The following is a 24,527-nucleotide window of genomic DNA, read 5'->3' as shown; positions in this document are numbered from 1 at the left end:
ACGGTGTGCGGGTTCGGGAGGCGGTGTAAAGGGTGGGCGTGGATCAGGCCGTCCGGTTCACCGCGAGGGCGAAGCCCTTGGGCGGGGTGGACGGATGGGCGGCGCCGGGGCCGTAGCCGGCGGGCGCGGAGCGCTGGCGGGCGGCTTCGTCGGCAATGGCTTTCACCACGCCTTCGGTGACCGTTTTCAGCGCATTCACGACATGGCCGTTTTCCGACAGGGCCGCGTGGAAGGCCTGGGTGGCCTCGCGCAGCAGGGTCTTGAGCTGGGCCGGGGCCGTGGCGAACCGGGTCGGGTCCTGCTTGGTGCGGGCGACTTCGGCGCGATAGACGTTGGCCAGCTGAGTCTTCTCGTCCTGCAGGCCGAGCGCGTCCTGGGGACGCTTGGCCTTGAACAGGCGGGTCTCTTCTTCCAGCAGTTCGGTCAGACGCTGGGTGAGGCGGAGCAGGGCCTGGAGGCGTTCGGTCGGATTGGCAGCGTGCAGTTCACTCATGATCAAAGCTCTCCGTCTTCCTGGTAGCGCAGGACTTCACTGGTCAGTCGATCCGCCAGGCCCAGACCGCCATTGCGGGCCATCACCTTGGCGTATTCCTCGTGCAGCAGGCCGCGAAAGGCGCGTTCGCCGGCGCCGCCGCTGAAGGGATTGTCCTCGCCCACGCCGGTGAACATCTGTTCCAGCATCTGGGAGAGGAAGAAGCTTTCAAACTCTTCGGCGACCTGGCGGGCTTCCGCCTCGGAGCGCACACCCTCGATGTTCGGGGCACCCTGGGTGCGCCCGGTCGCGGTGGCATTCGCCATCTGGAGTTCCAGCAGGCCGTCCATGATTACAGGACCTCGATTTCGGCTTGCAGGGCGCCGGCGGCCTTGATGGCCTGCAGGATGGTGATCATGTCGCGCGGCGTGACGCCCATCGCGTTGAGGCCGTCCACCAGCTCGCGCAGGGAGACACCACCCTGGTCGAGCACGCCCAGCTGCATCGTGTCCTCTTCCGCGGTCACCTGGGTGCGCGGCAGGACTTCGGTCTGGCCGGCATCGGCGAACGGGTTGGGCTGGCTGGCGATCGGCGTCTCGGTGACGGTGATGGTCAGATTGCCCTGGGCGATGGCGACGGTGGAAACGCGGACATTCTCGCCCATGACGATCGTGCCGGTATTCTCGTCGATGATGATGCGGGCGGGCTGGTCAGCCTCGACACGCAGCTGTTCGATTTCGGAGATCAGGTCGATCATGTCACCGCGGAAACTGGCCGGACGGCTCAGGCGGACGGTGGACGGGTTTTCCGCGCGGGCCGTGCCGGCGCCGACATAGGCATTGATGGCGCTGGCCATGCGGCGCGCCGTGGTGAAGTCCGGATTGCGCAGGGAGAGGGCCAGGCTGTCGCGATTGGCGATTTCGGCCCACGGATCGATGCCGGTGCCCGCGAAGGGGTTTTCCACGATGGCGCCATTGGCGATCCGGCCCGAGGTCGGCACGCCGCGGGTGATCGAGGCCGCATCGCCCTGGGCCTGGAAACCGCCCACCGTCATGGAGCCCTGGGCGACGGCCCAGGTGCGGCCGGAACTGTCGAGCAGCGGGGTGGCGATCAGCGTGCCGCCCTGCAGGGAGCCGGCATCGCCGATGGCGGAGATCGTCACATCGATCCGGGTGCCCTGGCTGGAGAAGGCGGGCAGGGAGGCCGTGACCATCACGGCGGCCACATTGCGCGTGTTCAGGTTCGCATCCCGGGTATTGACGTTGAAGCGTTCCAGCATCGCGTTGAGCGACTGGTTGGTGAAGGCGGAGTTGCGCAGGCTGTCGCCGGTACCATCCAGACCCACCACCAGGCCGTAGCCGACGATCTGGTTGTCGCGGACGTCCTCGATGTCGACCATGTCCTTGATCCGCGACGAAGCGTGGGCCGGTACGGCCAGGATCAGGGCGGTCAGCAGGGCGGTGATGATACGCATTTTGCGGTCTCCGGGGTCGTTTCGCTCACGTCCTTGCGAAGACCGTGCCAGAATGCCGCTCGTGGTTAATAAAATAAGACACTTAAAAACAATGGGTTAAGGCGAAAGCAGGGTACGGGCAGGGCGGAAAACATGACCGGGTGGGGCTTGCGGGCGGCAGAAATTGCCGGTCAATTGGGCTCAGTTAAGCCTCTATTAAGCGGCCCGGCTCATGCATTAACGCACGCACCGAGGCATGGACACGCGACATGAAAATCCAGGGACCCAGCTCGACCTCTTCGGCATCCGCCGCCAAGCGCAAGACCAGTTCCGGCGCCAGCGGGAGCGGATTCCAGGTTGAATCCGGGAGCCAGTCCAAGGCGGCAGCCCCGACCGGCGGCGCCTCTGCGGCCAGCTCGGTTCAGTCCGTGGACGCCATCCTCGCCCTGCAGGGCGTGGAGGATGCGACCCAGGCCAAGAAGAAGGCGACCGAACGGGCGATGAGCCTGCTGGACGTGCTCGACGAGCTCAAGATCGGCCTGCTGGAAGGCGGTCTGCCGCGCGCAAAACTGGTCGCCCTGATGGATCTTCTGCAGACCCGCCGTGACCAGACGCATGACGCCAAGCTGGAAGCGGCACTCGACGAGGTCGAGACTCGGGCGGCCGTGGAATTGGCGAAATTCAGCTAAATTGCCAGTTCACGCAGTTTTTTCACGGTTTTGATCGCTGTGGAATGACACAATTTCTTCAACACATTCCGCTATTTGCCTGACTGGTATCGGCAGGCAACAGCGCTTGCGCGTTGACTCCGGAAGGTCCGTGCATATTCTCCGGCCCGCTTTCTGGGGGAGAGCACACAACGGCGTAGAGTTGAGTGGAAAGCGATGAGCGAAGCTGAACGCATTGAACTTCCGAAAGACTACGTCCCCTCCGAGGACGAGGATTTCATGAATGATCGGCAGAAGGAGTACTTCCGCCGCAAGCTCATGGCCTGGAAGGACGAGATCCTCCGGGAAAGCCGTTCAACGATTTCAAACCTTCAGGAAGACATGGGCGCGCTGCCGGACCTGGCTGATCGTGCCTCGACCGAGACCGACCGCTCCCTGGAGCTTCGTGCCCGCGACCGCCAGCGCAAGCTGATCTCCAAGATCGAGAGCGCGCTGCGCCGGATCGAGGAAGATGATTACGGCTATTGCGAAGAAACCGGCGAGCCGATCTCGCTGGCCCGCCTGGATGCCCGTCCGGTTGCCACGCTCAGCCTCGAGGCGCAGGAACGCCACGAGCGCAAGGAACGCGTCCACCGCGACGATTAGACGGTGAAGCGCTGCGCGCTTCCGGTTTTGATGTAAGCACCCACTCCACCGCGCATCCGCGCGGTCCCCCTCGCCCGTGAAGGGCGAGGACCCAGCGCTTGTCATCCACGGTTTTGCCGCTCTCATAGCCAAAAATCGTCGTCATCCCCCGGCTTGTTCGGTGGACCTCATCCATCCTGTCTGCGGGTTAGCACAGGTCCCCCGGATGGGGCTGCGCCCCACCGTGGGATGACGGATTAGGGGGTGGTGGACGTCAGAAACCTTAATCCACCCGCCGGTAGACACCATCCACCGGAACCTCGCCCTCATGCTCGCTGATATAGCTCAGCAGGGCGCCGGACAGGCGGTCCCAGTCGCTGATTTCGCAGGCGCCGCGTTCCTCGTCGTGTTCAACGAGTTCGTATGTCTCCCGGGCCGTGTCTGACAGGTCGGCGCATTGGGGCTGGTGATAGGTGGCAACGCGGCCGCCTTCATAGACCCAGACCAGACCGTAGAGATAGCGGCCCTCGCTCTCGCGCTGGGCGGCATAGACGCCCGGGGCGAGTTCGCGCAGGCGGGTGTTCTGGTGCGGGAAGTTTTCATCATCCGAGACATAGCGGCCGCCGCTGCGTTCGATCTCGCCGGACCAGGCCGGCCGGTCGAACGGGGTGCCATCGGGATGATAGGGCGTGTGGCTGTAAAAGCCCTCTCCCAGGGGCGTGTCCAGCGCGAACCGGCCGATCAACGCCTCTTCGGAATAAAAGCAGCCGCCCAGAAGGGCGGCTGCCATGAGCACAAAACCGGCTCGGATCACGGATGTGCGCCAGCGAGCGGCTCGGTGGCCCGGACCAGCCAGTCCGCCACATCACCCTCGACCAGGGGCAGGACGCGCTCACGCACCAGGGCGTGATAACCGTCCAGCCAGGCTAGTTCCTCGGCGGTCAGGAGACCGGTATCGATCAGCCCCTTGTGGATGGGTGCCACGGTGAGGGTTTCAAAACCCAGCATCGGGCGTTCACCGCCGGGAATGTCCGCCGGGTCGGTGACGACCTGGAGATTTTCGATCCGGATGCCATAGCCGTCAGCCTTGTAATAGCCCGGCTCGTTGGAGACGATCATGCCCGGCTCCAGCGGCACGGCATTGGGCGCCTTGGCAATGCGCTGCGGGCCCTCATGCACGCCCAGGAAGCTGCCGACGCCATGGCCGGTGCCATGATCATAGTCGAAGCCGGCCTGCCACAGGCTGAAGCGCGCCAGGATGTCCAGCTGGGTACCGGTCGTTCCTTTCGGGAAGCGAACCATGGACAGGGCGATATGCCCCTTCAGCACGCGCGTGAACTGGGTGCGCATTTCCGCGGTCGGTTCGCCGATCGGCACGGTCCGGGTGATATCCGTCGTGCCATCGGGATACTGGCCGCCACTATCGACGAGGTAGAGTGAGCCCTTGGCGAGTTTGAGATTGGTCTCTTCGGAAACACGATAGTGGGCGAAGGCGCCATTGCCCTGGGCCCCGGAGATCGTGTCGAAGGAGAGGTCGCGCAGTTCCGGCAGGGTCTTGCGGAGGCTTTCCAGCTTTTGCGCCGCCTGGATCTCGTCGATCTCGCCGGACTGGGCCTCGGTATCGAGCCAGTGCAGGAATTTCACGATGGCGCCGCCATCGCGGATATGGGCCTGGCGCGAGCCTTCCACTTCGGCCGCATTCTTCTGGGCCTTGGGACGCATGACCGGGTCTTCCAGCTGCTGCACGCTGGCACCGCCGGCTTCGAGCGTTTCCAGCACCCAGGCCGAAGCGGTCGTCGGGTCGACGCGGACGGTCTTGCCCTGGCAGGCCGCCAGGCCGTCACCGAACTCGCTCTCCGGACGCAGGGCGATCTCATTGCCCAGATGCGCGCGGGTCTCGTCGGTGATCTTGTCCGGGTCGACGAAGAAGGTCGCCGTGCCGTCCGCCTCGATGATGGCGGCGGAGAGGGGCAGTGGCGAACGGGACACGTCGCTGCCGCGGACATTGAACAGCCAGGCGATCGAGGGCGGAGCCGTGATCACGGCGGCGTCAGCGCCGCCCTTGCGGATGGCAATGCCGATGCGTGAGCGCTTGGAGGCATGGTCCTCGCCGGCAAACTCAATCGGGTGCGGCACGACCGGTGTTTTCGGCGCGGCCGGACGGTCGGTCCAGGCGGTGTCGACCGGATTGGTGTCGACGGAGACCAGGGTCACGCCGGCGCGCTGGGCGGCGGTGCGCAGGAGGTTGAGCGCGGCGGGGGAGTGGAGACGGGCGTCATAGCCGATCTTTTCACCCTTGCGGCCATGCTCCTCGATCCAGCCATACAGGCCCTGACCGACGAGGTCGCAATAGTCGAAAATGCTGCCATCGACCTGGTCCTTGACCTGCAGCGTATAGCGGCCGTCGACGAAGACGGCGGCCCGGTCCTTCATGACCAGCGCAGCCCCGGCGGAACCGGAGAAGCCGGTCACCCAGAGCAGGCGCTCATTGCAGTCGGGCAGGTACTCATTGTCGTACTCGTCCTCGTGCGGGATCAGGAAACCGTCCAGGCCGAGTTCATCCAGCGCGGCACGGAGCTTGGGGACGTTCTCGCGACCGTAGTGCGGGCCGCCTTTGACGTCGAAAGTCTGGGAAATCATCTGGGTCATGGCGCGGACACTAGGCCTCTGGCGGGCTCCATTCAATGGGCGACATTCAGGGCATGCAAAAGCGCAAACGGGGCTTGCGCTTGCGGGGATTGTGAAGCGGCGCAAAGGCGCGCAAACGGCGCGCCAACCCCAAGGAGTTCCCGATGTTCTACGGCATTGATGACTGGCGCTACATGAACGCCAATTCCATGATCAACCGCGCGATGGAGCGGTCCCGCGAGCGCGCCGGTGTGAAGTCGCAGCCGCGCAGCACGGATGTCGACGCCTACCTGGCCAATAACGGTCTGGCCGCCAAGCGCCGCTAGCGCGCCAGCCGGGCCCTGAGCCCGGCGACCTGGCTGCGGCTGACCGGCAGGCTTTGGCCGCTTTTCAGCTGCAGCCGGTAACGGCTTCCCGCTGAGGCGGTGAGCGCTTCGGCCTCATCCAGATTGACGGCATGGCTGCGATGCAGCCGGAAGAAGCGGTCCGCCGGCAGGACGTCCAGCATCTGCCCCAGATTGCGGTTGTCCAGGTGCTGCGCGCCGCTGCGCAGATGGATTTCGGTGTAATTGCCGGCCGCTTTCAGGAAGCTGATCGCCGCGATCTCCACATACAGGGTCCGTCCCGTCATCTGCAGGGCCACGCGCTCGCGCGGGGCCTCCGGATCGGGCAGGAGAAAGCCGGGCTGGCGAATGGCCGGCCAGGCGAACAGGGCCAGGGTGAAGGCGTAGATGCCCCGGTCGATGATATCGCTGGGCCAGCGCAGGGCGTAGGCCGCCATCACAGCCAGTCCGACGGCCAGAACCCGTCCCGATGCGTCGCCGCGCCAGGCCAGCCAGGCGGTGGCGGAGACCGCCATCACGGCCGTCGCCACGGCGGATTTGCCATCATATCCCGTCATGCCGAGCGCGGCCGCGAGAACGAGCAGGCCCGTGACCCCGATCCAGGCCTGGGCGATGCGGACCGCGCCGGCGGGCCATCGCACTTGCAGGAAACGCAGAAGGCCGAGCCCGAACAGGATCAGGCCGAGCAGGCTGATCGCCTGGCGTGGCTGGTGCCAGTCATAGGGATAATTGATCAGGGAGCGTGAAATTTCCGCTGCACCGGCCAGGATCAGTCCGACCATGGCGGTGATCAGCCAAAGTCCGCGCCGGTCTGCAGTCTGTCGGGTCCGCAGGATGAGCGCGATGACCAGGGCGAGCAGGATGCTGCCGGTGATGACCAGAGGGAGGTAGTAGCGGACCGGCCGGCGGGCATCATCCATGTAGGGAATGACGAAGACGGCCTGGACCAGGGTGTGCGGCTGATAGCCCGCATGATGGCTGGACAGGCGCAGGGCGATCCAGTTGCCCTCATCCCGGATCAGGCGGGCGGGCAGGGCGGTGACATGCTCGATCGGTCCGGCGCGCTCGCGCGTGGCATCCGGACCCGGCTGGCCCTTGGCGCCGATCACCTCACCATTGAAGACAATCTCGGCCGAGAAGGGGCCGGCGAGCAGAAGGGCGGGCGGAACCCCGTCCCGGTCGAGCGGCACATCTTGCCAGATCAGCCAGGCTTCTTCGTCCGGCCGGTCCAGCGCGTAGAAGGGCAGACGCTCGCCGGTCTCCGGGGCGGCCTGCCAGCGTGCCAGTCCGTCAGACCCGTCGACATGGCGCAATGGCGGCGGCGCGGTCAGGTCGATCCGGGGCTGGGGACTGAAGAGCAGGGCGGCCAGGACGAGGGCACACAGCGCCAGCGCTTCCAGCCCGGTGCGGGCCGGCTGCAGGGCGTTGAGCCATTCATCCGGGATACGAGCCATTCAGCCGATTTCACTTCTGGAACAAGGCATTGTCTGCGCGATTGTGCGGGCCGAGACGGCATTCGCAATCACAGGATAAAGCATGTTGAATTCAAGAAGTCAGCTGGGCACCGAGTTGCTGGCGGGCCTGTTTCTGTCCACGGCGGCCTGCGCGCAGACCGTGCCCTCGCCGGACGAACGGGCGCAAGCCCTGTTCGACACGATGGCGGCGCAATACCCCGCGCTCAACGCCACGGTCATGGTGGATGGCGAGATCGCCTGGGAGGCCGAGGGCGGCATGAACCGCCTGCCCAGTGATGGTGTGGCGCAGGACTATAATGTCTATTCCGTCGCCAAGCTGATGGTGGCGCTGGCCTATCTGCGCCTGGAACAGACGCGGGATCTGGATCTGGACACGCCGGTGCGCGCGATCGATCCGGACCTGCCCGCGCATTATGACGCCGTGTCCCTGCGCCAGCTGATCGATCACCGCGCTGGGGTGCGTCACTACACGTCCGAGGCGGACTGGATTGCCTTCTCCGAGCGGCGTTGTGCGGTGCCGGCTGATGCGCTGGGGCATTTCATCAATGATCCGCTGAGTCCGCCGGCCGAGGGGGAGAGCGAATACACGACCTATGGCTATGTCCTGCTGTCGCATCTTCTGGTGCAGATCACCGGCGCGCAGACGTTTGATGCCGCGATGAGCGAGGTGCTGGGCGAGACCTATACGGCGCATCGTGACAGCGAGGATGCGGTGAAGGCCGGCTAGTTGGCGCAAATGCACAAAAATTTGTGCGGTACATCATTTACGATGCGTCAAATTCCAGTATGCTTGGCGTATGTCAAACGAACTCATCCCAACCGACGCCGTCGCGCCGAACTTGCTGCATGGGCTGGTTCGCAAGCGCGCTGAACTCGCTGGTGAGCTGGAACTTACGCAATCGCGAGTGAGAGCTTGTGAAGCAGATAGATCATATCGACTCCACAATCCGGATCTTTGAGCCGCGGATCGACATCGATAGCATCTCGCCCAAACCCGTTCCGCCTCCCTATGGAGCCTTCCGAGGCGAGGTAACGCGTATCATTTTGGATCTTATGTACGCGGATACTGAGCGGACCTTTACGACCGAAGATTTTACAGACGCTCTACTAGCCGACCGCGGCTTGACTGACGCAAACGCAGAAATTCGTAAGGTTATGGTCAAACGCGCGGGAGCGTGTCTCAGAAAATTACGGGATCGAGATCAGGTTGTCTCAGTTCCAGCCGAGGGCAGATATACCGGTTGGAAGCTGGTTATTGACTGATCTCCTGCGCAAAACGGCGCTTCGCCTGAACGAGCAAGTCCTTCACTCGGCCCTTTTGGCCTTGGATATTACATGTGAAGTCATACCTTTTAAGCAAGAACGCCTCAACACTGCGCGGATAGGTGCAATCGGCCCAGATCAGAGAGGCGTTCTTGCTCAAGAAACCAGTTAGCCATCTCTCAGCTGCTTGGTATTCCAAACAAGGGGCTAGTCCAAGCGAGCGGAAGAGGGACCAAGCGGAAACACGAAAGCCGGAAGCTTTTGCCGATCCGTTAAAGTGCGTCCAACATCTTTCTCTTAGATTGGTCGCGACACCTATATAGGCGACAGTCTCGTTCGAAGGTGCAAGCAATTCGCGGTCCGCGTCGAGCCCGTGGATGTTCATTGCTATAGCGTAGAGGCCAGGGTCCGTCGGAACTTCGGTTGAAAGTGTTGTTTCCACTCCTCTGATGATCGCGTGTGGACGCCCCTTGCGCAGGTCGAAGGCTCTTCGTTCGTTCTGTACCATTGCCAATATCCCTTGAACTTAGACACCCCTGTTACCGCCAGCGCATTGCCAAGCTCATAGAAGGTGTCAATCGCGTCGCGATTCGAGCACTCGCGTCGAAAGCACTCCTCTGCACACCTGAGATGCGCGTATTTCGGAGACCACCCTCTAGCAAAACGCTCGCGCGCACGAAGTCCCGCGAAGACCGCCTCGGCATGGTTTGTATGACGGTCGGGCTCGCCTTCGCTGCCTTTCGCCCAGTAAGACGTCTTGTGTTTGATGGTTATCTGCTTGTGGTAGCCCCAAAGCCGCTTCCAGCCGGCCGCTTCATCGATAAAAGTGGTCGTATTTCTCGCTATTTTTGATTTCAGATACTTTGTTATTTCTGGGGCCTGCAAGTTTTGGAATGGCTTCAATACCATTCGACCTGCATGCCGATTTTCTTTGATGACAAGATAGTGGAGCCGCGTCTTCGAATTGCGCCCTTTTGCGGCCTTGCCTCGGGTACGTAGATTCTGGTTTCTAAGACGGCCATGAAACTCCGCGGTGTCATACGAAACTGGCGTAGTAAAAACACCATCAAACTGACGTCCAAGCGCTAACTCTCCAAATTTTTGGATCCATACACACGCCGTTTTTCGTGAGAGCCGAATACTGCTTGCGAGATTGCTTACCGTGAGATGTTGGTGCTCTAACGCGATCTCACACATTGCCTTGAGAATATCGCGAAGAGGCTTTTTGCGCCGGTGGAAGGGTGTTCCCGCTGTCAAAGAGAAATTCTTGCCGCAGTTAGGCCGGCGGCACCGGAATGAACACCTGGATTTTATGTAGTAAGGGTCTTCGCTACCGCATTCAGGACATTTAGGTTTGCCACCGTTTTGAGAAAACCTTAACCGCACCCAAAGCTCAACGACCTGCTCGTCGGTGAGTGCGTCAAAATCTTCACGACGAAGATTCTGACTTTCTGAGAGGTGCTTAACTGGCGTACCGATTGTGGTCGTTCGGCGTTTCAAAATGGGCTCCCTTGCGATTGCATCAAAAACGATGCAAACTGGGTGCCAATAGCATCAATATTGATGCGAAAACACGGGGCAGGGAAATGGATGAAGCGAAACTTGACCTCGACGCCGCACGCGCGAAATGGGCTAAGTGGACAATTTTCAGCGCGATGAAAAACGCGGGTCTCACTTATCGGGACTTAAAAAAGCGTCTGGAACTGATCGGTGTGTTCGAGGACGAGCGTGTGCTTCGAAACAAGGTGGCCCGGGGCACATTCAGTGCTGCGTTCTTCTGCGAGTGCTTGGCGGTCCTTGGAGTCAATGAGATCCAAAATACTGTGATTCAAGGAACGCGAGGAGGGCGATCCGACTGTGCGCTACGGAAGACCCTAGAAAACCTGTCGGAGGGCATAGCCCTTGAGGACGCTATAGTGGATCCACAATCTCTTACCGATGAGGACGCAATAGAATATCGGAAAGAAGTGTTCGGTTCGACATTTTTCGATAAACCATAGTTTCATTATACATCCCAGTCGAGCACCCATTTATTCGGTTTCCCGGGAATTTTGCGAACCAGATCCCCCTCTAAACGAAACAAGAAAACCGCAACCTGATCTCGTAGGTACTTATTGTTATCTACACGCTTTCCCTTGTTTTCGATTATCTCCTTTATTTTTTTAAATGCATAAGTAGCAGTAAATTCTTCGTCTTGCGCCCACAGAAATTCATAAAAACTTTCTGACAAAACACCCCTATAGCCAAGGTTTTTGCGCGGAACTATTGCGCGGATTCGCTCACCGTCCCAATTTGGTTCTTCTAACCGAATGACTACCGATATCGACACCATTATCTTTTGTATTATCTTTTGCCGACTCTCTATTTCATCCCATTTTTCATAGAGATCGGCCCCGCTCAGGTCCTCACATTCCCGCTCAGCCGCCAAGCTGGCTCCTTTGAGACGGGCATACTTTTTCTCAAGCGTTACGACATGCTGCTTCCTTGCCATCCTCGTCGCTCTCCAAAGTGTGGCTCTCGCCTGCTGGTGGTGTGCAGAGCTTAATATTCTGTGAGCTGGTCTTGGAAAGTCGGACTGTCGCTTAAGGTGTACTCCGCCGGACAACGGTAGAATGCGAGATGGTGGGACGACGCCGGTTTGCGAGCGGTTTCGAGGAGCGTGTAGCGTTTGAGCCGCTGGTTGACACAAGACGACACGAAAGATCTCAAAGCACCTTGGGGGGCAGCCAGGGCGTGCGAGTGAATGGATTGGCCTCGCGTCCCTCGATAGCGCCAGAACGCATGCAGAGCGCCTCATCCCCCATGGGGTGGAGGAATGCCGAAAATGCCTCGGGCAATACCAGACTCTCGGGAGACGATTGTGAGTTTCCCGCACGAGCATGGCGTTACCTATGGAAAGCTTACAGTCGGCCTGCACTCGTCTGGAAGTGTGACCAAAACTGCTCGCTTCCACCCAACCCGGTGGATAGTTTTTTGATCATTCGTTCGGTCAAGATTCCGCCAGCCAGCAGCCACTCCACCTCTCCAACCGCCGCGCCTATCTGGCGCGCCAAGTCTTCTTCATCCCAGCCGTACTCAGCCATGAATTCCTCGCGAAGGATTTCGGCCACGCTGGTCCGCTTGCGCTTGTTCTGGGGCATGGCGTTTCTCACAGGGCCCAGGCTTCGCCAGGCGGCTTTGGTTCAAATGCCGCCCTGGGACGCTCGGGTGTGTAGCTGGTGTACTTCACACGCAGAGAGCCAGACGGCAGGTCTCGGATCAAGTCAGTATGACCATATGTGGGGCGGAACCACTCCGGCAGCTCGTAGGGGCGCAACACCAGGGGGAACCAGGGCGTTACCCGGCCGACGTCGGCCGGCGACCGGACAATGCACGGCCAAAACACAGAATCATCGCTATCGTGAGCCCCATAGACCTCCCCGGCGAGAAACAGGATTGGCCCCTCGGCGGACGTAACGTCCAGATGGCCGTTGAAGTTGACACTCCTGCAATCGCCTTCGATGGCTGCAACGGCCAAAACTGCCCGCTCAGTGTATTGCATGTAGGGCTCGGATTGCGTGAACCGAACGCCTTCAGTGTCATCAGGAAACCGCTCACACCGAACCATGCGGCGAGAGACGCTGCCTGGAGATCCGAAGAAGCACGGGAAGCGCTGGTCGAGGCCTTGCCGCTTGCCACCCACCCATTCCGGTATGCGCCGGGGCGAACCTGCCCGGCCCAGCTGGTCATTCACGCATGCAATAGCCGTCTCTTCCGACGGCAGACGGAAACAAAAAAGCCGCATCCGCGACCTCCGATTATTTTTGGAACAATGGATTATTGTTATAGCACAAAAATCAAACTATACAAGAAAATAATGAGTTTCCAATTGTCAATACATGGGTGACAATTCGAATATGTGGTGAATACTCTAACCGCGATAGGTCCATTCGTGGATCCTGCCGATTTCGGATGCGATCGTCTGCGGATCCGTCAGCGCTTCCCGCTCGCTTTCCAGGCGCGTTCGCGCCCAGGCAACGACACCGGCTGCGTCATTCCCTTCCCGCTGTGCCAGCGCATCGATCATGCGCTCTGCTGCGTCTAGGTCTTCCAGTTGCCGCGATAATTCCTTGAAGCGACGCCAACGATTATTGTCCAGACGGCGGGCGCTCTCGATCTCTCGCTGTTTGGCCTCCTCGATCTCGCGCAAACGCCACGCCTCCTCGGCACACCGGCGCTCGTCATGAATGACGGGAAATGCGGCTTCTATCGTACCCGCAATCTTGCCGACCTGCTCTTCGAGCGATTGCCTGGCGCTATCGGCCCAGGTGTGTTCGAACCGGTTGGGCATCCCGAATTTGACCTCGAACACCAGCGCTCCCGTGCCCACCATCACTTCGCATTCTGTCTTGCCGCTGGACGCCCAGATCGACCTCTCCCAGTCGTCGAGCGGCCGCACGCCCTTCTTCTTTTTCTCGCGGATGGCGATGACGATATTGGCCTCACCGTCGTGAACGCAGATGGACCGGCGCTCGCCGAGTTCCACCTTCAACCCCACCCGCTCAAACCGTTTGAAGAGGGCATCGAGAATGCGGTATCGGCGATCCGCTGCTTGCGTGAACGGCTCCGGCAGGTAACGGGTCAGCCAGCTCTCGACATGCCGTTCGCGTTTCTTTCGGGCGCGTCGGTCCTCCGCGATCCATTCGCGCACCAGGCGGTGAGGTCGACTGATCTCCTCTGGAACCGTCAGGTCTGCAGGGTCGACGCTGACACGTGATGTATCTGTATGAAGGGGCGGTGTCCGGCGGATCGTGACCTCTCGATCGGGCGGCACCTTGGCCTTCGACAACCGATATTTCACTACCGGCTTGCCGGCGGCCTTCTTGGCCCAGTATCCCCGGTAGGGGACCGGGATATCGTGTCGCTCGCAAATCTTCTTCAGACCGCGGCCCGACACACCGAACTCCTCTGCAAGTTGGCTGATCGGTGTTTCCCAGACGCGGTTATAGAGTTGCTCGCGGGTCAGGCGGGCGAGCGCCGGAATGCTGGGTTCATCCATCGTTGTCTCCGAGCTGGAATACGGCGTGCCAAAGAGTATGGCCATTTCGGTGCCGCTCGCTCTACCTTGAATTGGCACGTCTTTGAGGGGATCGGGGCGGACCCATGAACGCCGTTGAGATTGAAGAAGCCGTATCGAAGCTTGCGGAGAGCCCAGCGCGCAGAGCGAAGCTGCACAGGATGATGACGAGGCCGACATGCCAGCTGTGGAAGCGCACAAGCGATGGGATCGCAATGGCGTCAGGCAGCCGGTTTGGTGTGACTCACCCGTTGTCGCGCTTGGCGAACGTGGCCTTGTACCAGTTACCGTTTTTTGTCCCGGCGCCCGAGGCGAGGAGGCACTGAACGCCTGGGAGGAGGCTTTAGAGGAAAGCAACTTGCTTACAAGGCCACTGACGCGAAGGGCCGAGGCCTTGCGACAACGCGTGGCCAATTATGATATCCCCTTCCTGTCATTGGACGTGCGGACTGGCCGAGAAACAGCCCTGGATGTTTTCATCAAGATGAACACGTCCGCCTCGCCTCTGAAGGATTTTGATATTGTGGTGGCCCAGCTGGAAAGCGCGACCGGCGAGTCTCTGCACGACATGGTCCATGAACTCGTGGAGGCGGTTCCAGCGGTAAAGGATTACGGGCGCGTCGAAGACAACATTCTGTCGATCGCGGCTCTACTCATGGGGCGGCCGCCGATCAAAAAGACATATCTTGAAGCCGAGTTCGGCGATCAATTCAGCTCTGTCTGGGAACGCCTGAAGCATGGCGTTCGCCACGGAACCGAATTCCTACGCTCTGAAGCCATTTTCAATGAAAAATGTGTCCCGAGTGACGTAGCAATCTATCTGGCATGCGCGCTCTGGGCCGACGTGCCAGAACATGATTTTGACCGTGGAGGAAATGCTCGCACACTCATCCGTAGGGCCTTGTGGCGTGCTTGTTATACCTCTCGTTATGGTAAGACGTCCGCGACGCGGGCTTTCGCTGACTACAAAACCCTAAGCGCACAGATCGCCGGCGCTGAAACCGGACCGTGCGAGTTGTTTAATGAAAAGCTTTACCCGCTTCCTACTATCGACGAGATGGTCTTGGCTGGCTGGCCGGGCCGAAAAGATCGCCTGCCTCGCGCGATCATGGTCACCGGTCTTCGGCGTGGTGGTCACGACTTCGCAGACGGCGCAGCCATTACGACGACAAACTTTAACGGTCGCGAGTTCCACCACCTCTACCCCGTTGGAATACTCGGCGGAGACCGCGGGGACGAGCGAGTCAACCGTTCGCTCAATTGCGCGGTAATTTCGTGGGCGACCAAGGGTCTGCAATCAACCTGCGTTTAGTCAATTGGCAGCCACCACGATTGAGACAATGTAAAAAGATTCGAAAACCGCTTGCTTCTACAGCCGCTATAGGAAGTAAGGCTTTTCGTAGTTCAATCTGAACGAATCCATTTTGCTCACCAAATTGGGTGTTGGATAACTGAGTAGAGGCGACATCATAGCGGCATCGACCAATATACTCTTGCCGATCGGCCTGACGCTAAAACTTGCAGCCTCACTTCTCGTGGCCTGCGCTTTTTTGTTGGCTCCCATAGCTGATGCCCAGCTATGTGACGACAAGTTCGCTATCGCTTGCGTGATTGGCCAAGAGCCGAACAGCGCCGAGCAGCAGGACGAAGGTCGGGGAGAACACGAAGACCGTGCGAAAAATTGCGGTCCCTGTCACGCGTACAAAACGCGACAAGTATCATACGAGGCAGGTTTGGCACCGAGTGGCGCGCCCTCAGTTAGACCGCAGCCAGTCGACAATTTGCGATCTCGACCGATCGGTAGTCTCTATCGTCCCCCTCGAGCCTGATCCTTAGCAGAACATCGGTCCGCACTTGCGGGCACGCTTTAGCTGGATCCGCTTGAGGAACATACAACATGTCATTTTTTCTAAAGGGCGCTACCGCAGCCCTGGCGCTCGCCGCATTGACCGAAGGCGCGCTGGCCTCACCTTGCGATGGACGGATTGGCGGTTCGCCACAAATTTCGCCGGGAAGGCCCCTAACACTTTCCACCGTACTTTCAGAAGTTCGCCATGCCTCGCCTGCTGTTCGCGCGGCTGGATTGGAGGCCCGCGCCCTTGGTGCAGAGGCGGACCAAGCCGGGCGGCGGCTCAACCCGACCCTATCGCTCGAACTGGAGAATTTTGCGGGCAGCAACGCGTTGTCGGGTTTTGATCAAACTGAATCAACATTCGCATTGGAACAAACGCTCCGTCTTGGAGGGAAGCGAGCGCTCGAGGAACGAGCTGCGCGGGCTCGCCAGGCGCTCGCCAGCGCGGAATGCGCGGTTATCCTGAGGGAGACTGAACTAGAGGCCGCGATCGTCTTTGCTGAATTGGTGGCAGCCGTCCAATTACGAAACCTTGCAGAAGAAAGTGCGGATCTCGCGGATGAACTGGTGAGCGTTGTTGCGCGCCGAGTCGATGCGGGCGCTGCGGCACCACCGGAGCTCTCGCGGGCGCGGGCGGACGCGACCGCTTTGCGCGCGTCTGTCGAAACGGCGCAGGCAGGTATTGATCGCCGCAGATACGCGCTTGCTCTCTTGTGGGGCAGTGCCGAGCCCACATTCTCAGCACCGATGGGAGTGAGCTTTAATTCCACCATCGCGGAAGTCGAAGCAGACGTGACACACCCTGCGCTAAGTGCAGCAGATGCAGCCGTTCGTGTCCGACAGGCCGAAACCAGCTTTGCCCGAAGCGCCATCATCCCAGACATAAGCGTATCGGCAGGAATCCGGCGGTTTGAAGAGACCGGCGATGAGGCTTTCGTCGCGGGTGTTAGCCTGCCGCTCCCAATCTTCGATCGCGGGCGGGATGCTGCGCGAGCGTCGGCGATCCGGAGCGATGCCGCCACACTCAATCGAGCAGTTACCGAACAACGCTTGTTAGCTCAGCAACGGGCTGCAGCTGCGGCTCAACGCACGGCACAAAGCCGATTGCAAATCCTAAAACACGATACGCTGCCCGCGGCGACGGAGGCCTACGAGGCGGCCTCGCGTGGCTATCAGATTGGTCGTTTCGATCTCACCGCCACCCTAAATGCCCGCGCGGCCCTGTTGAGCGCCCAACTCGCTGTGATTGATGCAGAGTTTGCCTTGCAGAGCGCAGAGCTGCGTCTGCGAGCTCTGATTGGGGCAGCCCCCTTTGATGGAGATATCCGATGATTGGTAAACCGCATCTATTCGCGGTCATCGCCGCTACTTTGGCCATTACCGCTTGTGGCAATGGTGGGGACCGAGACTCGGATCGTTCCTCCGCAACGGAAGTGGATCACGATGATGGCGAACAATCTGCCCAAGTTGAGCTAAGCCGGGAGGTGGCGTCAGAGGCTGGCATTGTGACCGCGCGAGCGACACGTACTCCCCTGAGACAGTTTCTCTCTCTCCCGGCCGAGTTGAGGTTTGATGCAGATCGCGTCGCCGCAGTCTCACCGCAAGTGAGCGGGCGGATCATCCAAATCACAGCAACCGAAGGCGATCTCGTCTCTCCCAATGAAACGCTGGCAATCCTCTCCAGCCGTGAACTCGCCGACCTGAAGGCTGAGTTTCTGACAGCCGCCACTTCCGAAAATCTTGCCCAGCAAGCCCTGGCACGTGAGGAAACGCTTTTTGCAGAGCGAATTACACCCGAGGCTGACCTGCAGGCTGCCCGCGCTGCGCTCATCGCGGCCAGCGCCGCACGCGAAGGCGTTGAGAACAAGCTCATTGCTGTGGGCGTTCCTCGCAGTGAGCTCGCATCTCTCGGCGACGCGCCCGACCTAACGCTCGCCCACCCCAACCGCCGCATCCCGCTTCATCCGGGGCGTCGTCAATGCTTTCCCAGCAGGTCTTTCAGGACCGAGTTGTCCAGCAGGCTGTCGGCCAGCAATTTCTTGAGCCGCGCGTTCTCGGTCTCAAGCACCTTCAGCCGCCGGGCATCGGACACGTCCATCCCGCCGAATTTGGCCTTCCACTTGTAAAACGTGGCCGAGCTGATGCCGTGCCGCCGGCAAACCTCTGCCGTCGCCATGCCGCGTTCCTGTTCAGCCAGGATCGCGATGATCTGTTCCTCGGAAAATTTGCTCTTGCGCATCGTCTGTCTCCGTAATGACAGACTCTCAATTCAAATGAGGGACCAAATGGGGCTCAGGTCAGGCTCTAGTGGCGGTGCGATGGAGGCGACAATATTTTCATCGGTCGTGAGCCGGGTGCGCCGGTGAAGCGCGCGTTGTTTTACAAACGGTACAATCGCCACAGCTGCCGGGCGCAAACCAAGCTTCCGCTAAGAAACTGTTTCGAAGGGTGTTTTCGTTCTTCTCGCGGAGGCGCTGCAGCGATCATCGAGCATAGTATGCATTTATAATGATGCTAGGCATGAAATTTGGTGCATTTGCGCCAACATGCCGGTGAAGGCGGCCAACTGGATCGACCTGGGCGAGGGGCTGGAGCAGGTCGAGGGGCTGTCGGCGGAGTGCAAGTTCGGCGGCGGTGGCCTTTTGGCGAGTGCGCGCGGCATGGCTCTGATGCTGGACCGGCTGGCGGCCGGCGATCTGGTGGAGATATCCCGCCTAGGCGATGTGGACGGTCATTGGGCCGGTTATGACCCGCGCGCCGATCTGCATTACGCCGCCCATTCCGGTGGTTCACCGGGCGGGCGGGCCTTCATGATCACCTATGCCGAACCGCGCGTCTCCGTGGCCCTGACCGCCAATGCCGATGGCGAGAATTTCTACGCCCTCTCGGTCGGATTGGCGGACATTTTCGCGGGGCTGGGCGATGCCGAGTAGGGCAGACCCGTTCAGCGCTTGATTGCGACCTGGTCTTCCAGCTACCTCTTTGAGGTGCTGGGGGATCAGGAATGGCAGAGTCTTGGACATTCGAACAGGAAAGCCAGCTGTGGGAGAAGTTTTCCCAGCAGGTGCAGAAGGAATCGGGACTCTTCCACAGCTGGTTAATGCTTCTCGTCCTGGTGAACGCCGGACTGGTTGCGGCCTTCGTAAGCCTGTTGGGCGACCCGCTCTCTGCTGCGCAAGCCAGCAATTGGACGCTCTTCCATGTCGCCATCGCCATTCTGATCTGTGGCGTGGGTCTGTTGTCGTCCGGCTATTTCCACTTCGCTCTGTCAGCGGCCTCGGAACGTTTCGAGGAGTTGCGCGATGCCTATCTGGCGCTGGAAGCGGAAGGACGCTTTGTCAGCTACAGATTTCCGCGCCCGTTCGGTGACGAAAATGAGGAGCCGTTCAATGCGCCGGAGAAGCCCGGACCAAGCTACTGGTTGGGTGTCCAGCTCTACAACTTGGTCGGAAAGCCGGAAGTCATTCCCCGCGCCTTCATTCTGGGCTGGTTTGCCATAGTGGTCGTGGCCGTCGTGAATACGAGTGCTGCCTGGGGCGCCCAACTCAGTGAGGCCATCGCGCTGTCCTTCTAGTCGCGTACGGCGACCAGGGTTTCCCAGTTTTCCAGGGGCGGCTGGCGGTGGACGGTGAGGCCGGCGGCCTCATAGACCTCGCGGACCATGGCTTCCTGTTCGGTCAGCAGGCCGGACAGGATGACCTTGCCGCCCGGTTCCAGGGCGTTCGCAATGTCCGGGGCGAGCTCCATCAGGGCGCGCGCCAGGATGTTGGCGAAGATCAGCTCGAACTTGCGGCCGGCCAACCGGCCGTGGTCGAGGCCTTCAGCGACAAAACACTCGATCCCGGGCGTGCCGTTCTTGCGGCAATTCTCTGCGCTCTCGGTGACGGCTTCCGGATCGATGTCGGAGGCCAGGATATCGGCGTCGGGCAGGGTCTTGGCGGCGGCGATGGCCAGCACGGCCGTGCCGCAGCCCAGATCGAGCACGGTCTTGGGCGAGGCGCCGGCATCCAGCATTTCCGAGAAGGCAATGAGGCAGCCGCGCGTGGTGCCGTGATGGCCCGTGCCGAAAGCCGGCCCGGCCTCGATCTCGATGCCGATCTGGCCTTCGGCCACGGCGTCGCGATCATGGGCACCGAACAGGGTGAAACGGCCACCCTCGACCGGTTTCAGCCCGGCCAGGGAGAGGCGCACCCAGTCCTCGTCCGGCATTTTCTCGCAGGTGAGGTCCATGCTGTCGGGAATGTTCGCGAAACGGCGCACATCGGCCAGGTCCGGCTCGATGTCGAAGATCAGGTCGAGACGCGCGATATCGCCTTCATCGAAGAGCGACCAGGAGGTCATGCTCTCCGGCGCAACATCATCAAGATGCTCGACAATATTCCCGAGAAGGGCGAAATCCGCATGCGTCGTCACGCGCCAGAACTGGGTCATGAAGTCTCCTTTGGCGCGTGGGTGTGGACGCTTTGCGGGCGCTTGGCAAGCGCGGCGTCTATTCCGGTGTCAGCGTCTCGCGGATCACCGCCCAGGCGGGCGCTGTCGGGTCGATCAGTTCGAAATGCCCGGCGTCGGGCAGCACGATGTGGCGGACCGTCTCGCCGCGTTCCTGCGCGCGCTGGAGATAGTGCTCACCCAGACGGGGCGGCACGATCGGATCGAGGGCGCCGGAGATCAGGATCTGGTCCACCGGGATGGCCGGCATGTCGCCGGGGGAGACCTGGGCCAGCAAGGTCGGGGTCTGGGTCTCCAGCGGACCGATCAGATTGTCGACCGTGTCCGGCTCGCCGCAGCGGCCCGGGCCGTTTTCGCGGTAATCGGCCAGGTCATTGATGCCCGCCAGCGTCACGACGCGGCGTGGCAGAAGCGGGTCGGCGACATGGACGGGGCTGTCTTCGGGCAGGCTGTCGCGACCCGCGGCCCACAGGGCCAGATGGCCTCCGGCGGAATGGCCGGTGAAGACGAGGTTTTCCAGGTTCAGATCATGCTCCGGCGCAATCTCGCGCAGGGCATCGATGCCGTCGGCGACATCCTGGAAGGTGCCGGGCCAGCCTCCGGTCTCGTGGCCGATGCGGGCATATTCCAGGTTCCACACCGCGACGCCGCGTGCCCGCAGATCGGCTGCGAGATAGTCCTGAAGGATCGTGCCCGGGATCTGGGACAGCCAGCAGCCGCCATGGATCATCGCCACGACCGGGAAGGGGCCGTCGCCATCGGGAAGCCAGAGCTCACCGAATTCCTGTTCACCCGTGCCGTAGGAAATGCGCAGGTCGGCCGCCTCGCGGGGGCGGTCGAGGAGGTCGTTCCAGGCAATGGGTCGCTGGTCCGAATGGGGATCGCCCTGGAAGGCCAGCTGGCTCAGCGCCAGGGCGGCAATCAGGAGGGGACGCAGAAAAAAGGTAGAGCTCATCCGGAGCAAAACTAGGGCGTGCATCCGGCTTGGCAAGAGGATTTGTGAATTAAAAACTTCTAATAATCCAATGCCTTGCCTTGTCCGTAACCCCTATTGCGTTCTAAATCGATAGGAGAAGACATGACCCAGTCGTCGAAACTGCTCTACGGAACGGCGTGCGCGCTGATCCTCTCGGGCGCGGCTTCCGCGCAGACCTATGTCTCCGGATCGGCAGGCTTCAACTTCCAGAATGACAGTGACAATGCCGGCGCCCTGACGCGCGATTTCGCGACGGGTGACGGGGTGGCCGTGCCGCCGGGCACGGTCCTGCCGGCCAGCACCGACATCGCCTGGACGACCGAATTCGAGACCGGCAGCTTCCTCGCAGGGGCTCTGGGCTATCGCTATAACGAGGCCTGGCGGGCGGAGTTGGAGATTTCGCGCACCACGGCTGATGTGGACACCCACATGGATGTGACGGCCGGCGGCGGGGCGATCGGTGCCGCGGATGCGGCCGTCCTGATCACGGGTTCTGCGCCGCTGGGCGTGACCGTGGCCGATCTGGTGGCCGATGGACAGGGTGACATCACCACGACGGCCTATGCGGTGAACGGATATTACGACTTCACGGTCCAGGACCTGCCGGTCGGCTTCTATGCGGGTCTGGGCGTCGGTCTGGCCGAGGTGAAGGTGGATTACAGCCCGTCGGGTGTTGCCGTGATCGATGACACGGAAATGGTCAGCCTGTTCCAGGTCATGCTGGGCGGCACCTATCCGGTATCGGACACGATGGAGGCCTTTGGCGGCTATCGCTACCGGATGACCGGGGATGCTGAGACCAATTCGGTTCTCTTCCCGACATCACTGGATGTTGAGAACAACAGCCATGTGATCGAGGCCGGTGTGCGCTTCTACTTCTAGCGCCCAGGTCGGATGAAAGCGAAAGGCCCGGCTGTCCAGCCGGGCCTTTTTGCGTTCGGGGTCACGGCAAATCCCGCAGGAAACTCTCCACCACCTTCTTTTCGCCCGCCTTGTCGAAGCGGACGGTGTATTTGGAGCCGTCGGCCTTCTTCACCACGCCATAGCCGAACTTGTCGTGGAAGACGCGGTCGCCGTTTTTCCAGCGGCCGTTCTCATCGCCGCTTTCGATCAGGGTGGCCTTGGCATTGATGGTGGGCGCCGAAGTGCGGCGACCTTCGGCCTGGCTGGCCTGATAGCGTTTCCAGCCGGGGCTGGAATAGCTGGACGCGCTGGCATCGGCGGTCTGGCGGACGCTTTCAAAGCCGGGGCCGCCATCATAATAGCCGGTCTCCGAACGGGCCTCGACATGATCCATCGGCAGCTCGTCGATGAAGCGGGAGGGGATCACGGTCTGCCAGCGGCCATAGATCATGCGGTTGGCGGTGAAGGTGATGATGGCGCGTTCGCGGGCACGGGTGATGCCGACATAGGCGAGGCGGCGTTCTTCCTCGAGCGAGCGCGTGCCGCCCTCATCCAGCGAGCGCTGGGAGGGGAAGACGGTCTCTTCCCAGCCCGGCAGGAAGACGAGCGGGAATTCGAGCCCCTTGGCGCCGTGCAGCGTCATCAGGGAGACCTCGTCCTCGTCCGGCGCGCGATCGGCATCGGTGAGCAGGGCGACGTGTTCCAGATAGGCTTCCAGCGTGTCGTACTCGCCCATGGAGCGGACGAGCTCCTTGAGGTTTTCCAGCCGGCCGGCGGCCTGGGGCGTCTTGTCCTCGCGCCACATGGCGGTGTAGCCGCTTTCGTCGAGCACGATCTCGGCCAGCTCGTCGAGGCGCGATTGCTCCGCCTGTTCGCGCCAGCGATCCATGTCGCGCAGGAAGACGGTGAGGGCGGTGCGGGCCTTGCCGCGAATCTCGTCCGTACCGACCATGATGCGGGCGGCCTCGGTCATTGAGGTCTGCATCTGGCGCGCCGTCATGGCGATCTTCTGGACCGAGGTATCGCCGATGCCGCGCTTGGGCGTGTTGACGATGCGCTCGAAGGCGAGGTCATCCTCCGGCGAGCGGATCAGGCGCAGATAGGCGTGGGCGTCGCGGATCTCGGCGCGCTCGAAGAAGCGCGGCCCGCCGATCACCTTGTAGGGCAGGCCCAGCATGATGAAACGGTCTTCAAAGGCGCGCATCTGCCAGGCGGCCCGCACGAGGACGGCGGTGTCAGAATAGGCGCGGCCGCCGGACACCCAGTTCTCGATCTCTTCGGCGACATAGCGGGCCTCCGCCTCGCCATCCCAGATGCCGCGCACCTGGACTTTTTCGCCGGCCTCGTCCTCGGTCCACAGCGTCTTGCCCAGACGCGAGCGGTTGGCCGCGATCAGGCCGGAGGCTGCGCCCAGGATATGGGCGGTGGAGCGGTAATTGCGTTCCAGGCGGATCACTTCGGCGCCCGGAAAGTCCTTCTCGAAGCGCAGGATGTTGTCGACCTCGGCCCCGCGCCAGCCATAGATGGACTGGTCGTCATCGCCCACGCAGCAGATATTCCCCGTGCCCTGGGCCAGCAGGCGCAGCCAGAGATACTGTGCGATATTGGTGTCCTGGTACTCGTCGACGAGGAGATAGCGGAATTTGGCGTGATAGGTCGCCAGCACGTCCGGATGATCCTTGAAGATGTGCAGGGTGTGCAGGAGAAGATCGCCGAAATCGCAGCAATTGAGCTGTTTCAGGCGCTCCTGGTAGATCTGGTAGAGGCTCTGCCCGCGCCCTTCGGCGAAGGACCATTTGTCCTCTTCATTGAGTTGGGCCGGCATCAGGCCGCGGTTTTTCCAGCCATCGATGACGGAGGCGAGATGGCGCGGCGTCCAACGCTTTTCGTCGATATTCTCCGCCTGGAGGATCTGTTTCAGCAGGCGCAGCTGATCGTCCGTGTCGAGGATGGTGAAGCCGGACTTCAGATCAACCAATTCGGCATGACGGCGCAGGATCTGGGCGGAGACGGAGTGGAACGTGCCCAGCCAGGGCACGCCTTCGACAGCCTCGCCGATGATTTGCCCGACCCGTTCCTTCATCTCCCGCGCGGCCTTGTTGGTGAAGGTCACGGCGAGGATTTCCCACGGTCGCGCCCGCCCGGTCGCCAGGATGTGCGCCAGCCGGGTCGTCAGCACGCGGGTCTTGCCCGTCCCCGCACCGGCCAGCACCAGGACCGGCCCTTCGACCGCTTCCACGGCCGCGCGCTGCTGCTCGTTCAGGCCTTCAAGATACGGCGTCGGCGGCGCGGGGCGCGCCATGTCGGAAATGGAAAGATTGGACATCCTGCCCTGCGTCCGTTGCGAGTCGTGTGACCGCGCAG

General features: G+C 61.3%; 24 protein-coding genes and 2 pseudogenes. 11 read left to right on the top strand and 15 right to left on the bottom strand.

Annotated elements, in window-relative coordinates:
* Positions 1 to 43: 43 nt before the first annotated feature.
* Genes FCS99_RS13400 through FCS99_RS13390 form a run of 3 tightly spaced genes read right to left on the bottom strand, consistent with a single transcriptional unit; the run spans position 44 to position 1,946 of the window.
* A complete protein-coding gene (locus tag FCS99_RS13400) occupies positions 44 to 493 on the bottom strand; it encodes a flagellar basal-body protein FlbY (RefSeq protein WP_138513405.1) in 450 nt (149 codons plus the stop codon).
* A gap of 2 nt (positions 494 to 495) precedes the next feature.
* The gene (locus FCS99_RS13395) at positions 496 to 822 is read right to left on the bottom strand and encodes a rod-binding protein (protein ID WP_138513403.1); all 327 of its coding nucleotides are present in this window, start codon (positions 820 to 822) and stop codon (positions 496 to 498) included.
* A 2-nt stretch (positions 823 to 824) separates the two neighbouring features.
* Complete coding sequence (locus tag FCS99_RS13390) at positions 825 to 1,946, bottom strand: flagellar basal body P-ring protein FlgI (protein ID WP_138513401.1); 1,122 nt, start codon at positions 1,944 to 1,946, stop codon at positions 825 to 827.
* Between the two features lie 248 nt (positions 1,947 to 2,194).
* Between FCS99_RS13390 and FCS99_RS13385 the strand changes: the two genes are divergently transcribed.
* Complete coding sequence (locus FCS99_RS13385; RefSeq protein ID WP_138513399.1) at positions 2,195 to 2,614, top strand: flagellar assembly protein FliX; 420 nt, start codon at positions 2,195 to 2,197, stop codon at positions 2,612 to 2,614.
* A 195-nt stretch (positions 2,615 to 2,809) separates the two neighbouring features.
* The gene (gene dksA / locus FCS99_RS13380; protein WP_138513397.1) at positions 2,810 to 3,238 is read left to right on the top strand and encodes an RNA polymerase-binding protein DksA; all 429 of its coding nucleotides are present in this window, start codon (positions 2,810 to 2,812) and stop codon (positions 3,236 to 3,238) included.
* 262 nt (positions 3,239 to 3,500) lie between these two features.
* On the opposite strand, the gene FCS99_RS13375 is transcribed toward dksA, so the two are convergent.
* Together FCS99_RS13375 and FCS99_RS13370 are read right to left on the bottom strand one after the other, a co-directional pair.
* Positions 3,501 to 4,007 carry a hypothetical protein gene (locus tag FCS99_RS13375; protein WP_138513395.1) on the bottom strand — a complete coding sequence of 169 codons (507 nt, stop codon included), beginning with the start codon at positions 4,005 to 4,007 and terminating at the stop codon, positions 3,501 to 3,503.
* A gap of 20 nt (positions 4,008 to 4,027) precedes the next feature.
* Positions 4,028 to 5,866 (bottom strand): aminopeptidase P family protein, encoded by a 1,839-nt coding sequence (locus FCS99_RS13370; RefSeq protein WP_138513393.1) that lies wholly within the window; start codon positions 5,864 to 5,866, stop codon positions 4,028 to 4,030.
* A gap of 143 nt (positions 5,867 to 6,009) precedes the next feature.
* Between FCS99_RS13370 and FCS99_RS16150 the strand changes: the two genes are divergently transcribed.
* Positions 6,010 to 6,171, top strand: coding sequence for a hypothetical protein (locus FCS99_RS16150; protein WP_171036380.1), 162 nt, complete (start codon positions 6,010 to 6,012; stop codon positions 6,169 to 6,171).
* On the opposite strand, the gene FCS99_RS13365 is transcribed toward FCS99_RS16150, so the two are convergent.
* Complete coding sequence (locus FCS99_RS13365) at positions 6,168 to 7,643, bottom strand: LytTR family DNA-binding domain-containing protein (protein ID WP_138513391.1); 1,476 nt, start codon at positions 7,641 to 7,643, stop codon at positions 6,168 to 6,170. The genes FCS99_RS16150 and FCS99_RS13365 overlap by 4 nt on opposite strands.
* Before the next feature lie 82 nt (positions 7,644 to 7,725).
* On the opposite strand from FCS99_RS13365, the gene FCS99_RS13360 reads away from it, so the two are divergent.
* Complete coding sequence (locus tag FCS99_RS13360) at positions 7,726 to 8,391, top strand: serine hydrolase domain-containing protein (RefSeq protein ID WP_138513389.1); 666 nt, start codon at positions 7,726 to 7,728, stop codon at positions 8,389 to 8,391.
* A gap of 525 nt (positions 8,392 to 8,916) precedes the next feature.
* Here the strand turns inward: FCS99_RS13360 and FCS99_RS16420 are convergent.
* Both FCS99_RS16420 and FCS99_RS13355 read right to left on the bottom strand, forming a co-directional pair.
* Entirely contained in the window at positions 8,917 to 9,312 is a 396-nt protein-coding gene (locus FCS99_RS16420; RefSeq protein ID WP_407658291.1) for a GIY-YIG nuclease family protein, read from the bottom strand.
* A gap of 2 nt (positions 9,313 to 9,314) precedes the next feature.
* On the bottom strand, positions 9,315 to 10,427 hold the full coding sequence (locus FCS99_RS13355; RefSeq protein WP_138513387.1) for a transposase: 1,113 nt from the start codon (positions 10,425 to 10,427) through the stop codon (positions 9,315 to 9,317).
* An 86-nt stretch (positions 10,428 to 10,513) separates the two neighbouring features.
* Here FCS99_RS13355 and FCS99_RS13350 point away from each other — a divergent pair, with 86 nt between their 5' ends.
* Positions 10,514 to 10,927 (top strand): DUF6471 domain-containing protein, encoded by a 414-nt coding sequence (locus FCS99_RS13350; protein WP_138513385.1) that lies wholly within the window; start codon positions 10,514 to 10,516, stop codon positions 10,925 to 10,927.
* Positions 10,928 to 10,932: 5 nt separating this feature from the next.
* Here FCS99_RS13350 and FCS99_RS13345 read toward each other — a convergent pair whose 3' ends face one another.
* The 3 genes from FCS99_RS13345 to FCS99_RS13335 form a co-directional block, all read right to left on the bottom strand.
* The gene (locus tag FCS99_RS13345) at positions 10,933 to 11,418 is read right to left on the bottom strand and encodes a hypothetical protein (protein WP_138513383.1); all 486 of its coding nucleotides are present in this window, start codon (positions 11,416 to 11,418) and stop codon (positions 10,933 to 10,935) included.
* Positions 11,419 to 11,827: 409 nt separating this feature from the next.
* Positions 11,828 to 12,067 carry a helix-turn-helix transcriptional regulator gene (locus FCS99_RS13340; RefSeq protein ID WP_138513381.1) on the bottom strand — a complete coding sequence of 80 codons (240 nt, stop codon included), beginning with the start codon at positions 12,065 to 12,067 and terminating at the stop codon, positions 11,828 to 11,830.
* A 770-nt stretch (positions 12,068 to 12,837) separates the two neighbouring features.
* On the bottom strand, positions 12,838 to 13,965 hold the full coding sequence (locus FCS99_RS13335; protein WP_138513379.1) for an RWP-RK domain-containing protein: 1,128 nt from the start codon (positions 13,963 to 13,965) through the stop codon (positions 12,838 to 12,840).
* Positions 13,966 to 14,161: 196 nt separating this feature from the next.
* Between FCS99_RS13335 and FCS99_RS13330 the strand changes: the two genes are divergently transcribed.
* The 3 genes and pseudogenes from FCS99_RS13330 to FCS99_RS13320 all read left to right on the top strand — a co-directional run.
* Positions 14,162 to 15,295 (top strand): hypothetical protein, encoded by a 1,134-nt coding sequence (locus tag FCS99_RS13330; RefSeq protein ID WP_138513377.1) that lies wholly within the window; start codon positions 14,162 to 14,164, stop codon positions 15,293 to 15,295.
* Between the two features lie 585 nt (positions 15,296 to 15,880).
* On the top strand, positions 15,881 to 17,167 hold the full coding sequence (locus FCS99_RS13325) for a TolC family protein (RefSeq protein WP_138513375.1): 1,287 nt from the start codon (positions 15,881 to 15,883) through the stop codon (positions 17,165 to 17,167).
* A pseudogene (locus FCS99_RS13320) lies at positions 17,164 to 17,733 on the top strand (efflux RND transporter periplasmic adaptor subunit); the annotation flags it as partial. The gene FCS99_RS13325 and the pseudogene FCS99_RS13320, both read left to right, overlap by 4 nt.
* A gap of 51 nt (positions 17,734 to 17,784) precedes the next feature.
* Here FCS99_RS13320 and FCS99_RS13315 read toward each other — a convergent pair.
* A pseudogene (locus FCS99_RS13315) lies at positions 17,785 to 18,074 on the bottom strand (transposase); the annotation flags it as partial.
* 307 nt (positions 18,075 to 18,381) lie between these two features.
* Here FCS99_RS13315 and FCS99_RS13310 point away from each other — a divergent pair.
* Positions 18,382 to 18,768, top strand: a complete 387-nt coding sequence (locus tag FCS99_RS13310) for a hypothetical protein (RefSeq protein ID WP_138513373.1) — start codon at positions 18,382 to 18,384, stop codon at positions 18,766 to 18,768.
* 71 nt (positions 18,769 to 18,839) lie between these two features.
* Positions 18,840 to 19,409 carry a hypothetical protein gene (locus tag FCS99_RS13305; RefSeq protein WP_138513371.1) on the top strand — a complete coding sequence of 190 codons (570 nt, stop codon included), beginning with the start codon at positions 18,840 to 18,842 and terminating at the stop codon, positions 19,407 to 19,409.
* On the opposite strand, the gene FCS99_RS13300 is transcribed toward FCS99_RS13305, so the two are convergent.
* Entirely contained in the window at positions 19,406 to 20,266 is an 861-nt protein-coding gene (locus tag FCS99_RS13300; protein ID WP_138513369.1) for a 50S ribosomal protein L11 methyltransferase, read from the bottom strand. The genes FCS99_RS13305 and FCS99_RS13300 overlap by 4 nt on opposite strands.
* A gap of 58 nt (positions 20,267 to 20,324) precedes the next feature.
* Positions 20,325 to 21,239 (bottom strand): alpha/beta hydrolase family protein, encoded by a 915-nt coding sequence (locus FCS99_RS13295; RefSeq protein WP_171036379.1) that lies wholly within the window; start codon positions 21,237 to 21,239, stop codon positions 20,325 to 20,327.
* A gap of 123 nt (positions 21,240 to 21,362) precedes the next feature.
* Here FCS99_RS13295 and FCS99_RS13290 point away from each other — a divergent pair, with 123 nt between their 5' ends.
* The gene (locus FCS99_RS13290; protein ID WP_138513366.1) at positions 21,363 to 22,142 is read left to right on the top strand and encodes an outer membrane protein; all 780 of its coding nucleotides are present in this window, start codon (positions 21,363 to 21,365) and stop codon (positions 22,140 to 22,142) included.
* A gap of 61 nt (positions 22,143 to 22,203) precedes the next feature.
* On the opposite strand, the gene FCS99_RS13285 is transcribed toward FCS99_RS13290, so the two are convergent.
* On the bottom strand, positions 22,204 to 24,489 hold the full coding sequence (locus FCS99_RS13285; RefSeq protein ID WP_138513364.1) for an ATP-dependent helicase: 2,286 nt from the start codon (positions 24,487 to 24,489) through the stop codon (positions 22,204 to 22,206).
* Positions 24,490 to 24,527: the final 38 nt, after the last annotated feature.

The organism is Maricaulis alexandrii (assembly GCF_005871165.1).
Lineage (GTDB): Bacteria > Pseudomonadota > Alphaproteobacteria > Caulobacterales > Maricaulaceae > Maricaulis > Maricaulis alexandrii.
The sequence above is the reverse complement of the archived record's forward strand: the minus strand, read 5'-3'. Positions and strand labels throughout refer to the sequence as shown.

Coding starts and splice junctions, on each gene's coding strand:
- FCS99_RS13400 (WP_138513405.1), bottom strand. CDS start 493: ATGAGTGAACTGCACGCTGCCAATCCGACCGAACGCCTCCAGGCCCTG.
- FCS99_RS13395 (WP_138513403.1), bottom strand. CDS start 822: ATGGACGGCCTGCTGGAACTCCAGATGGCGAATGCCACCGCGACCGGG.
- FCS99_RS13390 (WP_138513401.1), bottom strand. CDS start 1,946: ATGCGTATCATCACCGCCCTGCTGACCGCCCTGATCCTGGCCGTACCG.
- FCS99_RS13385 (WP_138513399.1), top strand. CDS start 2,195: ATGAAAATCCAGGGACCCAGCTCGACCTCTTCGGCATCCGCCGCCAAG.
- dksA (WP_138513397.1), top strand. CDS start 2,810: ATGAGCGAAGCTGAACGCATTGAACTTCCGAAAGACTACGTCCCCTCC.
- FCS99_RS13375 (WP_138513395.1), bottom strand. CDS start 4,007: ATGGCAGCCGCCCTTCTGGGCGGCTGCTTTTATTCCGAAGAGGCGTTG.
- FCS99_RS13370 (WP_138513393.1), bottom strand. CDS start 5,866: ATGACCCAGATGATTTCCCAGACTTTCGACGTCAAAGGCGGCCCGCAC.
- FCS99_RS16150 (WP_171036380.1), top strand. CDS start 6,010: ATGTTCTACGGCATTGATGACTGGCGCTACATGAACGCCAATTCCATG.
- FCS99_RS13365 (WP_138513391.1), bottom strand. CDS start 7,643: ATGGCTCGTATCCCGGATGAATGGCTCAACGCCCTGCAGCCGGCCCGC.
- FCS99_RS13360 (WP_138513389.1), top strand. CDS start 7,726: ATGTTGAATTCAAGAAGTCAGCTGGGCACCGAGTTGCTGGCGGGCCTG.
- FCS99_RS16420 (WP_407658291.1), bottom strand. CDS start 9,312: ATGAACATCCACGGGCTCGACGCGGACCGCGAATTGCTTGCACCTTCG.
- FCS99_RS13350 (WP_138513385.1), top strand. CDS start 10,514: ATGGATGAAGCGAAACTTGACCTCGACGCCGCACGCGCGAAATGGGCT.
- FCS99_RS13345 (WP_138513383.1), bottom strand. CDS start 11,418: ATGGCAAGGAAGCAGCATGTCGTAACGCTTGAGAAAAAGTATGCCCGT.
- FCS99_RS13340 (WP_138513381.1), bottom strand. CDS start 12,067: ATGCCCCAGAACAAGCGCAAGCGGACCAGCGTGGCCGAAATCCTTCGC.
- FCS99_RS13335 (WP_138513379.1), bottom strand. CDS start 13,965: ATGGATGAACCCAGCATTCCGGCGCTCGCCCGCCTGACCCGCGAGCAA.
- FCS99_RS13330 (WP_138513377.1), top strand. CDS start 14,162: ATGCCAGCTGTGGAAGCGCACAAGCGATGGGATCGCAATGGCGTCAGG.
- FCS99_RS13325 (WP_138513375.1), top strand. CDS start 15,881: ATGTCATTTTTTCTAAAGGGCGCTACCGCAGCCCTGGCGCTCGCCGCA.
- FCS99_RS13310 (WP_138513373.1), top strand. CDS start 18,382: ATGCCGGTGAAGGCGGCCAACTGGATCGACCTGGGCGAGGGGCTGGAG.
- FCS99_RS13305 (WP_138513371.1), top strand. CDS start 18,840: ATGGCAGAGTCTTGGACATTCGAACAGGAAAGCCAGCTGTGGGAGAAG.
- FCS99_RS13300 (WP_138513369.1), bottom strand. CDS start 20,266: ATGACCCAGTTCTGGCGCGTGACGACGCATGCGGATTTCGCCCTTCTC.
- FCS99_RS13295 (WP_171036379.1), bottom strand. CDS start 21,239: ATGAGCTCTACCTTTTTTCTGCGTCCCCTCCTGATTGCCGCCCTGGCG.
- FCS99_RS13290 (WP_138513366.1), top strand. CDS start 21,363: ATGACCCAGTCGTCGAAACTGCTCTACGGAACGGCGTGCGCGCTGATC.
- FCS99_RS13285 (WP_138513364.1), bottom strand. CDS start 24,489: ATGTCCAATCTTTCCATTTCCGACATGGCGCGCCCCGCGCCGCCGACG.